The sequence below is a fragment of the Trichocoleus sp. DQ-A3 genome, from assembly GCF_039961975.1.
GTDB lineage: Bacteria > Cyanobacteriota > Cyanobacteriia > Cyanobacteriales > FACHB-T130 > FACHB-T130.
In genome coordinates this window covers 193,045-206,305 of record NZ_JAMPKC010000001.1, presented here as the reverse complement: position 1 = coordinate 206,305, position 13,261 = coordinate 193,045, and the positions used below count along the sequence as shown (strand labels likewise).

The following is a 13,261-nucleotide window of genomic DNA, read 5'->3' as shown; positions in this document are numbered from 1 at the left end:
CTTCTTTTACCGCAACTTGGCTTCAGGAGCGCTTGCACTAGGCTTTTGACGGGGTTGTCACCCCGTGAGCTCCCTCTCGCCACACTTTGCGTCGCCCATAGTCAGGATGAGCCTCGCCGGGAGTAAGCCTCACACTGGCAAGCTGCCATAACGCCGTGCCGTAGCGTCGTTCTCCATCGCTAAACCAGCCAATCAACTCGGCAGCAGATGCCCATGCCCACGCCCCTGCTGTCCCTTGGCGGAATAATTCATCCCGTTTGTGTCCTGCTTGTGCGGCGATCCAGTAGCGTGTTTCTCGTTCGATGAAGTAGATCGTCCATCCTTCGCACTCACTGGGGGGGAAGGTTCTCGCCCACTCGAGTGTATACCTCATCCCCCTCGACCGTGAGGTCTGCCGTCTTTGGCGCAGCAGGTGACCATTGACTGAGCTGGTTTGCCAAACGGTTCTCCCAGCGCAGGATCGTTGAGTGAGATTTACCGAAAGAGTGCCCAGTCGCTACTCCCATTCCTTCAGTGCGGACGTTCATCGCCAACGTCACAATTGTTGAGGAGGTCTGTAGGCCCGCCATTGGAGTCCCAGTTCGGTTGTTGAATTGCCTTGCGGCAAGCTTTACACATATATTTCTGCACAACAGCACCGTCTTGGAGGGTAACCTTGCCGTTTTTGACGACCTGCTGACTTTCACATTCTGGGCAGTGCATCGGCTCTCATCCACCCAATGCAACTATTTTACACATCACTCCTTAACAGACCAGTGCCCGCCCATATAAATCCCAGCTAGCACAAATTGGTTGATCCGACCTGCGCGGTCATAGTAGCTAGAAAGTCGTTGCAAGAACCAACGCCCTGCCGTTACCATGAACCCAATGTAGAGTACGGAATACAGAATTGTTGGTACCGCACCCGCCATGCTGTTCGTGCGCGTCACTGCGATCGCTAGTGCCAACAAACACCAAGCCGTGACATCATCGACCGCCGCGCACGTCAGAGCCAAAGTCTCCAACCGTGTACCTTGCAAGTTATTTTCGGTAATGATTCGAGCCAATACAGGGAAAGCGGTAATCGACATCGCCGCCCCCAAAAATAAAGCAAAGGCGGTAAAGGCGACGCTACTATTAGAAACCAGCGGGTAAAGCAGCAAAGCGAGTAAGCTACCCAGAGAAAAGGGTACTAAAATGCTAACGTGTGAGGTTAAAATTGCGATTTCTAAGTTGCCGCTGAGATATTTCGGATTTAGCTTTAAGCCAATCAGAAATATAAAGAAAATTAACCCAACTTGAGACAGCACGTTCAAGAAAGGAAGGGTTTCGGCTGGGAATAAATTGGCGGCTAAATCTGGAGCAATCAAACCAAACAGAGATGGTCCTAGCATAATCCCAGCGACAATCTCGCCAATCACCAAGGGTTAATTGATGAAGCGACACCCCAGTCCCATCAGTCGGGAGAGTCCAATCACGATCAGCACTTCAACGAGGACTAAAACGACTGCGTGCATAATTGCCTCAATAGCGATTCTTGAGTTGTAGAGCGATCGCTGCCATCAATCAGTCTACCCTCAACCTGATTTCTCAACAGTATTTGAGCAGATTCTTAAATGTTTCTATATCTTTTTGCTGCCAGTTGAAGATTGCTTGGCTTCACATGGACTTTGCTAACCAAGTTTCTGCGAGGAGTGAGTCAGGGATCGGGCTTTTATGTCTCTCATCGACTGAAGAAAAATTTTTTAATTAATAGCTTGTCACTCAGTGGCAAGTTTCACTTTTTCCACATTTACAAAGCGAGGTTGCAAGGTGACAACCGTTTTGCGATCGCGATCCTTTACCTGACATTGCTGAATTAAACTTTGATTTAGCAATGCCCAATTTAGGGCACTCCAGAGATTCCAGCTAAATCTTGGCAAATTTACCAGAATCTGACTCAACCGTTTTAGTCTGATAAAAGCAGTTATGAAGAAAGGCTTTATGTAGGCGATCGCTAGATAGTTGTTGTCACGTATACAAACAAAATTCATAAACCTTAAACTGCCTCTCCCACCAAGTATGGACAAGCAAATTTAGCTGATCTGGGGGGAAGAGGGGTTCGAGACAGACAGATAAAACTAAATTCTTCCCTTGACTTACCCAAATAGAATTGTCATGTTTAATAATGAAGAATATCTATCTAAAGATGGGGAATCAATCTTGAATCAAGTGTTGTACTGACTCAACTTGCTCAATCTCTAGCAGATTCTTCTGCATATTACTCGCTGTTATGGAAACCCAAGACTCAGCTATCCATCAGTTTGAGCTTCAACTCTGAGTCGAATGCGCTTGAGGGGTCGCGGCAAAAGCTAAAGCTGGGAAGCTTATCTGACCGTATCTCTATGCATCGGGAATAACTCCGAATTATAGCCAAAGATCGTAATATGTGGAAGCTTTTAAAAGAATTGTTTTCTTCAAGACAATTTATCCCTCACGGTCACTGCTACCTTTGGCAAACGAAACTGGTATGGCTTCACCTGGTTTCTGACTTGTTGATTGCGATCGCCTATTTCTCAATTCCGGCGATGCTCATCTACTTCATCCACAAGCGGAAAGATATTCCCTTTCAAGGGATATTTGCCTTATTTGGAGCCTTTACTATTCTCTGCGGTACCGGGCACCTGATGGAAATCTGGACGCTTTGGCATCCAGTTTACTGGCTGACAGGAATTGAGCAAGCGATGACTGCCTTGGTTTCGTGCTACACGGCTCTAAAATTGGTAACGCTGCTGCCGCAATTCCTAGCTTTGGAAACGCCCGAACAACTAGAGATTCTCAACCAGGAACTCCAGAGCGAGATTGCAATCCGGGTGCAGGCAGAAGAAGCTTTACGCCGCGTCAACGATGAGTTAGAAATTCGGGTCAGCGATCGCACCGCCGAGTTATTAAAAACGCTGCATAATCTAGAATCTGAAATCGCCGAACATAAACAGACACAGCAGGAGTTACTCCAGAGTCAGCATTTCATTCAACGGATTGCCGAAGCAAGCCCCAATGTTTTGTTTCTCTACGATCTGAGCGAGCAGCGCAATGTTTATATTAATCGTGAAATCGCCGTTACTTTAGGGTATACCCCCCAAGAAATTCAAGAAACGGGGTTAGATTTCCAGAAGCTGATGCATCCTGACGATTTCGCTAGACTGCCGGAATATTTCCAACAATTCGAGGACGCCTCTGACAGCGAAATCTTTGAGAATGAGTACCGGATGAGGCATCGAAATGGAGAATGGCGGACTCTGCTCAATCGGGATACTCTGTTTGCGAGAACCGCTGACGGCAAGGTGAAGCAGATTCTCGGCACGACCAGCGATATTACTGAAAGAAAGCAAGCAGAAGTTGAAATTCGTCTGTTGCTGGAAGCAACCCAAGCCATCAATCGTTCTGTTGACGTAGATACTGCTTTAGCAATTATTCTGCGGTTAATTTGTACGACAATCGGCTGGGATTTGGGAGAAACTTGGGTTCCGTCTGATGATGGTACAGTTTTAAAAAATAGTCCGGGTTGGTACGGGTGCGATCGCGAAGCGGTCGTCGCCTTGCAACATAGCTCGGTTGAAGAATTCCGACGCCATAGCGAAACAGTCACATTTAGAGCCAACGTGGGTCTGCCAGGGCGCGTTTGGTCATCGCAGCAACCAGAATGGGTCGAAGATGTTTCCGAAGCCACCCAGGAAACCTTTGTGCGATCGCAAATCGCCGCAAAAGTTGGATTAAAAACGGGTTTGGGCGTGCCAATTCTCGCCAATCAGCGAGTGCTGGCAGTGTTAGTTTTCTTTAAACGTCACAAAAGTGCAGAAGATCGGCATTTGTTTGAGCTAGTAAGTGCGGTAGCGGCTCAGTTAGGTTGGCTGATTGAGCGCAAACTTGCCGAAGCCGCTCTCAGAAGCAGCGAAGAACGGCTGCAAATGGCGTTAGATGGGAGTGCCTTAGGGATATGGGATTGGAATTTAACGACCGGAGAGATGTATTTCGACCGGCAATGGAAGAAGATGCTGGGGTATGAGCCAGAGGAGATTGAGAACAGTTACCAGTCCTGGGAGCGGCTAGTACATCCAGAGGATACCTCTAGGGCGATAGACTCTTTAACCTTGCATCGGGAAGGTAAAACACCCGTTTCCGAAATTGAATTGCGGATGCGCTCAAAATCAGGCGAATGGAAGTGGATTTTGTGTCATGGTAAGGTGATGGAGCGCGATCGCTCTGGTGTGGCGCTGCGGATGACGGGGACGCATAAAGACGTTAGCGGAGCGAAGCGCGACGAAGTCGTTCGCATTGCCTTAGAACGAGAACTCGCCTTGCGGGAAGCTCGCCTGAATGCCTTTTTCAGCTCGGCTCCTGTCGGATTGAGCATCATGGACGAGCAACTGCGATTCGTGCAAATCAACGAACTCCTGGCAGAGGTGAATGGTTTCCCTGCGGGTGACATGATTGGCAAGAGCCTCTGTGAAGTCATCCCCGATATCGCCCCTAAGCTGGAACCTCTCTATCGGCGAATGTTCGCAACAGGCGAATCTATTCTCAACCAAGAAATCAGCGGTGAAGTACCGAGCCAACCGGGTATTGTTCGAGACTGGATGGTTTCTTTCTTTCCCATACCAGACGAGGATAATCGGCTTTCTGGCGTTGGGGGAGTGGTGATGGAAATCACTGCTCGTAAACAAGCGGAGGTGGCACTGCGCTCGGCGACCGAACGCCTGCAACATCTGCTCACCTCTAGTCCGGGAATTATTTATAGCTGCAAGGCATCGGGGAATTATGACATCACCTTTGTCAGTGAGAATATCAAGACAGTTTTAGGCTATGAAGCCCAAGAATTTCTCGAAGATGGAACTTTTTGGGCAAGCCACATCCATCCAGAAGATGTTAGTCGCGTCTTTGCTGAATTACCGCGACTGTTTGTTACAGGAGATTACGCCTACGAATACCGCTTTTTGCACAAGGACGGAACTTATCGCTGGCTCTACGATCAGATGAAATTGGTCAAAGACGAAGCGGGTAATCCCATTGAGTGCGTTGGGTATTCCTTAAACATCAGCGATCGCAAGCACTCAGAAGATCGGCTGCGACTGCTGGAGCGAGCGATCGCCGCTTCTAGCAATGGTATTGTCATTAGCGATGCCCAACTGCCCGACACGCCAGTGATTTACGTCAATCCAGCTTTTGAGTCCATCACGGGTTACTCGGCAGCAGAAACTCTGGGCAAAAATTGCCGCTTTTTACAGGGACCCGACACCACCCAACCCGCTCTTGAGGAGCTGCGGCTGGCACTGCGCGAAGCAAGAGAGTGTCGCGTTGTGCTGCGGAACTATCGCCAAGACGGCAGCTTATTTTGGAATGAATTTTCTATTGCTCCAGTGCGAGATGCTTTAGGGTGCTTGACTCACTATGTGGGGATTCAAGCGGATATCACCGAGGAGCGAATCGCAGTAGAAGCGCTGACCAATCAATTTAGCCGGACTGTCCTGCTCAAGCAGATTGCCGAAGAAATCCGCTCTAGTTTAGAACCTCAGCACATCTTTGCCACCGCCGCCGAACAAATTTCTCAGCTACTCAGGATCGATCGCTGCCTCATTCATACCTACGTGGTGGAACCGGAACTCAGAATTCCGATAGTCGCTGAGTTTGTGGCTCCTGGTTATCAATCGCTACTGTCTTTGGATATCCCTGTCGTTGGCAATCCCCATGTCCAGCTAATGCTCGCACAAGATGCTGCCATTTCCTCACCGGATGTTTATGCTGAGCCTCTTTTAGAAGCGGTTGAGCCATTTTGCCGCCAGATCGGTCTAAAGTCGATGCTAGCAGTGCGGACTTCTTACCAGGGAGAACCGAACGGAGCAATTGGCTTGCATCAGTGCGATCGCATCCGTCAGTGGACAGCAGACGAGATTGAACTATTAGAGTCTGTTGCGGCTCAAGTCGGGATTGCGATCGCTCAAGCTTCCCTCTTAGAGCAGGAAAAACGACACCGTGCCTATCTCGACTGCCAAAATCAACAGCTACAGCAAGAAATTAGAGTTCGTCAACAGGCACAAGAAGAGCTTGTCAATGCTCAAAGCGAACTGCGGCGGCAGTTAGTCGCGGTAGAGTCGGCATTGGATGGTATGGCGATTCTCAATGCCGAGGATGAGTACATCTATCTGAACGATGCTCATATCAAGATTTTTGGATACGACAACATTAATGACCTTTTGGGTAAGACTTGGCACAAACTTTTTTACCCAGATGAAATTAATCGCTTGGCTCAAGAAGTTGTTCCGATTCTGTTACGAGAGGGAGAATGGTGTGGAGAAGCAATCGGTAAAAAGCAGGATGGAAGCACCTTTTTCCTAGAAATTTCTCTGACTTATACCGAAGAGGGATTTCGGGTTTGCATCTGCCGGGACATTAGCGATCGCAAACAAGCGGAAATTGCCTTGCAACAGCAATTTTTGCGGGAACGGTTGGTGGGGACTATCCAAGAACGCATTCGCTCCTCTCTTAACCTAGAGGCAGTCTTGAAAACAGCCGTGGATGAAGTCCGACAATTTTTGGCAACCGATCGGACAATTATTTACCACTTTAATCTAGACTGGAGCGGGGTTGTGGCTGTCGAGTCAGTGGGCGAGGATTGGACGCCAATTGTCGGAAGCAATATTCAAGACGGCTGCTTTGTGGAAACCTATGTCCCCCTTTACCAGCAAGGTCGCATTCGAGCGATGGCGGATATTTACAACGCGGGTCTAAATGAGTGCCATATTGATTTACTCAGCCAGTTTGAGGTGAAAGCGAACTTGGTGGTTCCGATTTTGCAAGGAGAAAATTTGTGGGGATTGCTGATTGCCCAGCACTGTGAAGGCGCAAGGGAGTGGCACTCCTCCGAAATCGAATGTCTCAGACAGTTATCTGTGCAATTGGCGATCGCTATCCAGCAATGCACGCTCTTTGAAAAAGCCACCACTGAAATTATCGAGCGCAAACGGGTCGAGGAGGCATTGCAACGGAGCAACAGTCGGTATCAAAATTTGGCAACAAACATACCGGGCATGATTTATCAATTTATGATGCGCCCGGATGGGATGATGAGTTTTCCGTATATCAGTCCCGTTTGCCAAGAAATCTTTGGTCTTTCTCCAGAAGCGGTTCAGCAGAATATATCTTTAATATTTGATGTAGTTCATCCAGATGACTTACCCAATGTCATTGAATCGATCGCTGTCTCAGCGAATACGCTAAAACATTGGCATGGCATCTGGCGAATTATTGTGCAAGGGAACATCAAATGGATTCAAGGGGATTCTCGACCGGAAAAGCAAGCGGATGGGAATATTCTCTGGGATGGTTTGATGATCGATATTAGCGATCGCTTTCAGGCTGAGGCAGAATTACGCAGAGCGAAAGAAGCTGCCGAGGTTGCCAACCACGCCAAGAGCCAATTTCTCGCCAACATGAGCCACGAACTGAGAACGCCACTCAATGCCATCCTCGGCTTTACCCAAGTGATGAACCTTGACTCATCTCTATCCAAAGCTCATCAGGAATATCTGGGAATCATTAATCGAAGTGGCGAACATCTCTTGGAATTAATCAACGACATTCTAGAAATGTCCAAGATTGAGGCAGGCAGAACGACTATTCATGAAAATTCCTTTGACTTAATTCGCCTCTTGGACAACCTAGAAGAGATGTTTCGATTAAAAGCGAAATCCAAGGGATTACAGATTATCTTAGACTATGCCCCAGATATTCCTCAATACGTGCAAACAGATGAAAGTAAATTGCGGCAAATCTTGATGAATCTCCTCGGAAATGCCATCAAATTTACTTCATCCGGCGGTGTCACCTTGCGAGTTAGACATCAAATCGATAATCCGCAGAAATCTCATTCCTCATTATCCATTCCCAATCACCGTTTGGTGTTTGAAGTCGAAGATACCGGCCCTGGTATTTCCCCACAAGAAGTACACAAATTATTTGAAGCTTTTTCCCAAACAGAAACAGGTCGGCAATCTCAGCAAGGAACTGGATTAGGTCTACCAATTAGCCGCAAATTTGTGCAACTTCTGGGAGGAGATATTGCAGTCAGCAGCCAAGTAGATCGGGGAACGCGATTTTCATTTGATATCCAGATTCGTCAAGCTGAAGCGACTGATATTCAAACGACACAGCCGCAACCCAGGGTGATTGGTTTAGTCCAGAACCAACTTCAATATCGCATCCTGGTTGTGGAAGATCGCTTGGAAAATCGCATCCTGCTAGTCAAACTCTTAACAGATGTTGGATTTGAAGTGCGCGAAGCCGAAAATGGTCTAGAAGCATTTGCCCTGTGGAAGACTTGGCAGCCGCACCTGATCTGGATGGATATGCGGATGCCAGTGATGGACGGGTATGAAGCCACCCGACGCATTAAAGCGGACGTGAATGGTCAGGCAGTAGTCATTATTGCGATAACCGCCAGTGCCTTTGAAGATCAGCGAAACCTGATTTTGTCAACAGGCTGCGATGATTTCATCGGCAAACCTTTCCGGAATGAAATTATCTTTGAAAAAATGGCTCAACATTTAGGGGTACGTTATCTTTATGAAGAGTCATTAGAAGGCGAAAGTTGCTTCCTCCCTCGACCTAGGGGGAGTACGGAAACTTCAACACCCAATTCATCGTTTCTCCTAAGTCCTTCGTTCTTTCAAGAGATGCCTGTTGAGTGGATTGCAGCTCTCTATCAAGCCGCTATTGAGGCAGATGCGGAGTTGATTTTGAGCCTCGCCGAGCAAATCGCGGAGTCAAAGGCTCCAATATTCAATGCTCTGGTGGATTGTGTCAACAACTTTCAGTTTGAACAGATCACTGATTTAATCGAACAAATTATCTAATGAATAGCGATCGCGTATTTCCACTAAACGGAAATATTTTACTTGTTGACGATACGCCAAACAATCTGCGGCTGTTATCCGATTTGTTAAGTCATCAGGGCTATAAAGTTCGCAGCGTAACGAACGGACAAACTGCTCTAAAAGCGTGTCAGGCAAAACCGCCGGATTTGATTTTGCTCGACATCAATATGCCTCAAATGAATGGCTATGAGGTCTGCGAAAAACTGAAAGCGAACGAGCAAACCCGCGAGATTCCTGTAATTTTTTTAAGCGCTCTCGATGAGGCGATTGACAAGGTAAAAGCTTTTACGGTTGGCGGAATCGATTACATCAGCAAGCCGTTTCAGGTAGAAGAAGTGTTAGTCCGCGTCAAGAATCAACTGGCTCTGAGAGAAGCACAAGTAAAAGTTCTGGAACTGAACGCAGAGCTTGAAAATCGGGTCAAGGAGCGTACCAGTCAGTTAGAAAGGACGAATCAAGAACTCAATGAAGAAATTCTTGAGCGCAAGCGAATCCAGAGCCAACTGCTAGATATGGCGTTGCACGATCCGTTAACTGGCTTGCCCAACCGGGCTGTCTTCATGGAGCGTCTCGAAAACGCACTCAGCCGGACTAAGCAAGAGGCAGATTATCAGTTTGCGGTGTTATTTCTCGATTGCGATCGCTTTAAAGTCGTCAACGATTCTCTTGGTCATCTGGTGGGAGACGAACTGCTGATTGCATTTGCCAAGCGTGTCCAAAAGGCTCTCGCCCGCCGACTCGAACCCTGTCTGAGCATCATCAATACGCTAACACGATTAGGAGGGGATGAATTTGCAATCATCGTTGAACAAATTAATGATGCCTGCACTGCTACCCTAGTTGCCGATCGGATTCTTCAAGAACTGATGCATCCTTTTCAACTATCCAGACATGAAGTATTCATGAGCGCCAGTATTGGCATCGCTCTGGGGAATATTAATTATGAAAAACCTGAATATTTGTTGCGGGATGCAGATACCGCTATGTACCATGCAAAGACATGTGGCAAAGCTCGGTATCACGTTTTTGATCCAGCTATGCACCAGGAAGCTATCCAGCTTTTACAGTTAGAAACCGACCTACGAAAGGCTATAAATCAACAAGAATTTCAAGTTTATTATCAGCCGATTGTTGCACTGAATACGGGCAAACTTGCTGGATTTGAAGCGTTAGTGCGCTGGAATCATCCCCATCGGGGATTTATTTCTCCATTGGACTTCATTCCAATTGCAGAAGAAACGGGTTTAATTACTCAGATTGATACTTGGGTCATGCGGGAAGCTTGCCAGCAATTAAAGATTTGGCAAGAACAGAAACTCACGCAAGAACCTCTAACAATTAGCGTGAATCTTTCAGGTCGGCAGTTTTCCCAATCAAACTTAATTGAGCAAATAGACGAAATTTTTAAAAAAACTCAACTAAGTCCACAAAGCTTAAAACTAGAAATCACAGAAAGTGTCCTTATAAATAATAGCCAATCAGCAATGGCAATTATTCAGGAACTCAAGAAGCGTCAAATTCAGTTAAGCCTTGATGACTTTGGAACAGGTTATTCTTCTTTAAGTTACTTGCACTGCTTTCCAATTAATACCCTAAAAATTGACAAATCTTTCGTTAACCGTATGGAAAGTAGTCAAGAAAATATAGGGCTGGTTCCCGCAATTATGAGAATGGCTCATACGATGGGGATAAATGTGATTGCTGAAGGAATAGAAACTTCCGGTCAATTAGCCCAACTAAGAGCGCTCAATTGTGATTTTGGTCAAGGATATTTGTTTTCCAAACCTGTAGAAAGTAAATTAGCTTCAGAACTAATTAAAGCAGATCCTCAGTGGTAACAATTCTCTAGGAAAATTTCTTTTTATTTTAAAAATTAAATTTAATCTGCGGAGCATACAAAATAAATTTAATCGGGGGAGTGTACATCTGCTTGTATTTCTCCTTCGGCTAAAAGATACGGTGTTCGCACGTCTTTAGTTAAGTTGCAAAACGTTGATTTCCCTGGCATCCCCCCAATAAATTGGGAGATTTTAACTTGATTTTCCCCTTGTTTAAGGGAGGTTATGAGAATAAAACGACGCTTGCAAGTTCAAGAAGACTTGTGTGTCCACGGTAGCCTTTAAAAGAGGGTAAAGTATTTTGTAGGTTGGCTTTCTTCCTTCAATCCAACACCCTGTTCGGTTGGGTAAGACCTAATCCTTCAAACCAACCGCAGATTTCGTTGCTTTAAAAATTCCCACAAAATTATTTTATTTATCACGAGTTTGCCCCATTAGTCTACTATCTCCAGATATATATACAAAAAAGGAAACAATTCGTTAGATTTATAAAAAGTTAGTCTGAAGGCTTAAACTCCTTAGCCGGACAGCACAGACCTTTCCAAAATCGCACCTCTATCAACACTAGCCGCACTAAACTTTATGGTATCAACTCCTCCATCTCAAGCTTCGTCATCTCAATACGAAGTTACTAATTCAGAAGCAGAAATCGACTCTTTGGTTATCGAAGCTAAACCAGAAAGTGATATTGATTTAGAGTTTCTATACACCAGAGATATTGAATTTCGTCAGGAAACCATTTACTTCATTGTTGTAGATCGTTTCTATGACGGCGATCCTGACAACAGCGAAGGGCCAAACCCAGAACTTTACGATCCAGAGCGAAAAGATTGGGGTAAATATTGGGGTGGAGATTTACAGGGAATTATTGAAAAACTAGATTACTTAAAGGACTTAGGAGTTACCGCAGTTTGGCTTACCCCCCTGTTTGAGCAAGTGGAAGCATTATTTGTTGAGCAAGCTGCGATTCATGGCTATTGGACGAAGGATTTTAAACGGATTAATCCTCGCTTTATTGGCAAGGATGAAGAACCTTCGCTCAATAAAACTCAAGATACAAAAGATACAGTTTTTGACAGATTAGTTGCTGAGTTACACAAACGCAAGATGAAACTGGTGTTGGATATTGTGTGTAATCACAGCAATCCAGATTTCAGCGGGAAGAAGGGAGAACTCTACGACGATGGAGTAAAAATTGCTGATTTTAATGACGATAAAGATAACTGGTATCACCACTATGGTGAAGTTACCAATTGGGAAGATGAGTGGCAGGTGCAAAATTGTGAATTGTCTGGTTTAGCAACTTTTAACGAAAATAACGTCGAGTACCGAAACTACATTAAATCAGCCATTAAACAATGGCTAGACCGGGGAGTTGATGCTTTACGGGTTGACACTGTAAAGCATATGCCGATCTGGTTTTGGCAAGAATTTAACGCGGATATTACCACTCACAAACCAGATGTTTTTATCTTTGGCGAGTGGATTTTTAGCGACCCTCGAAGCGACCTTTCGGTAGAATTCGCCAATGAATCTGGCATGACAATGCTAGATTTTGGTTTTTGTTTGGCAATCCGAGCGGCTTTGGCGCAGGGTGCTGAAGGAGGATTTCACCTGATTCAAGATGTTCTGGATCTGGATCATCGTTACTGCGGGGCGACGGAGTTGATTACATTTATTGATAATCACGATATGCCCCGCTTCCAGTCATTGAATCCCGATCCAGAGATGCTGCGGGTAGCGATCGCTGTGATTATGACCTCCCGTGGGATTCCCTGTATCTACTACGGTACAGAACAGTATCTCCACGACGATACCAACGACGGGAACGATCCTTACAACCGTCCGATGATGGAAAATTGGGACACCGAGTCACGCCTCTATCGAGATATCCGGTTGCTATCAGGTTTGCGGCGATTAAATCCAGCTGTATCGATGGGGAGTCAATGGCAAAAATATCTAACGCCTGACGTTTATTGTTATGTACGCCGTTACCGCGATTCTGTTTTGTTTGTAGCGATGAATCGAGGGGAAGCTGTTAAGTTGGAAGCAATTGATACGGAGTTACCAGACGGCGAACATACCGATATTTTAATGCGGCGCAAGTTTGAAGTTACAGACGGAAAGTTGCAAGACTTGGAACTAGACGCGCGGGATGTAATTGTCATCAGTCATGTTGGGGAACGCATTAAGGGGCAAACGATTGTGCGGGTGCAACTTAATGGAGTGCAGACACAGCCGGGTGAAACTGTTGTGGTAATCGGAGATTGTCCGGAGTTAGGCAATTGGGATATCTCTAAGGCGTATCCGCTAGAATTCATCAATACTAATACTTGGTTTGGGGAAATTCCCTTTGATGAAAGTGCTGGAAAGTTAATTACTTACAAGTATGCACTGTGGCGTGAAGGTCAGGCACCCTTGCGCGAAAATACTGTCGGTCGCCGCTGGGTTATTGCCACGGAAGGGACAGTAAAATGGCGCGATAGATGGGCAACAGGACGGGAATCTTAATAATTTAAACGCAAAGGTACGCTA

4 protein-coding genes and 2 pseudogenes are annotated in these 13,261 nt (G+C 46.0%); 3 read left to right on the top strand and 3 right to left on the bottom strand.

The annotated features are described in order from the left end of the window. Positions 1 to 70: 70 nt before the first annotated feature. From NDI44_RS00820 to NDI44_RS00810, 3 genes and pseudogenes are all read right to left on the bottom strand, one after another. Positions 71 to 702: pseudogene (locus tag NDI44_RS00820) on the bottom strand (IS1 family transposase); the annotation flags it as partial. Positions 703 to 761: 59 nt separating this feature from the next. Continuing rightward, positions 762 to 1,496, bottom strand: a pseudogene (locus NDI44_RS00815) (cation:proton antiporter); the annotation flags it as partial. Positions 1,497 to 1,739: 243 nt separating this feature from the next. Continuing rightward, positions 1,740 to 2,012 carry a hypothetical protein gene (locus tag NDI44_RS00810; RefSeq protein ID WP_190410131.1) on the bottom strand — a complete coding sequence of 91 codons (273 nt, stop codon included), beginning with the start codon at positions 2,010 to 2,012 and terminating at the stop codon, positions 1,740 to 1,742. Between the two features lie 393 nt (positions 2,013 to 2,405). Here NDI44_RS00810 and NDI44_RS00805 point away from each other — a divergent pair, with 393 nt between their 5' ends. The 3 genes from NDI44_RS00805 (at position 2,406) to NDI44_RS00795 (ending at position 13,237) form a co-directional block, all read left to right on the top strand. Further along, positions 2,406 to 8,867 (top strand): PAS domain-containing protein, encoded by a 6,462-nt coding sequence (locus tag NDI44_RS00805; protein ID WP_190410130.1) that lies wholly within the window; start codon positions 2,406 to 2,408, stop codon positions 8,865 to 8,867. Further along, positions 8,867 to 10,726, top strand: coding sequence for a GGDEF domain-containing response regulator (locus NDI44_RS00800; protein WP_190410129.1), 1,860 nt, complete (start codon positions 8,867 to 8,869; stop codon positions 10,724 to 10,726). Before NDI44_RS00805 ends, NDI44_RS00800 begins: the two co-directional genes overlap by 1 nt. Before the next feature lie 582 nt (positions 10,727 to 11,308). Beyond that, complete coding sequence (locus tag NDI44_RS00795) at positions 11,309 to 13,237, top strand: alpha-amylase family glycosyl hydrolase (RefSeq protein WP_190410128.1); 1,929 nt, start codon at positions 11,309 to 11,311, stop codon at positions 13,235 to 13,237. Positions 13,238 to 13,261 lie beyond the last annotated feature (24 nt).

Coding starts and splice junctions, on each gene's coding strand:
- NDI44_RS00810 (WP_190410131.1), bottom strand. CDS start 2,012: ATGAATTTTGTTTGTATACGTGACAACAACTATCTAGCGATCGCCTAC.
- NDI44_RS00805 (WP_190410130.1), top strand. CDS start 2,406: ATGTGGAAGCTTTTAAAAGAATTGTTTTCTTCAAGACAATTTATCCCT.
- NDI44_RS00800 (WP_190410129.1), top strand. CDS start 8,867: ATGAATAGCGATCGCGTATTTCCACTAAACGGAAATATTTTACTTGTT.
- NDI44_RS00795 (WP_190410128.1), top strand. CDS start 11,309: ATGGTATCAACTCCTCCATCTCAAGCTTCGTCATCTCAATACGAAGTT.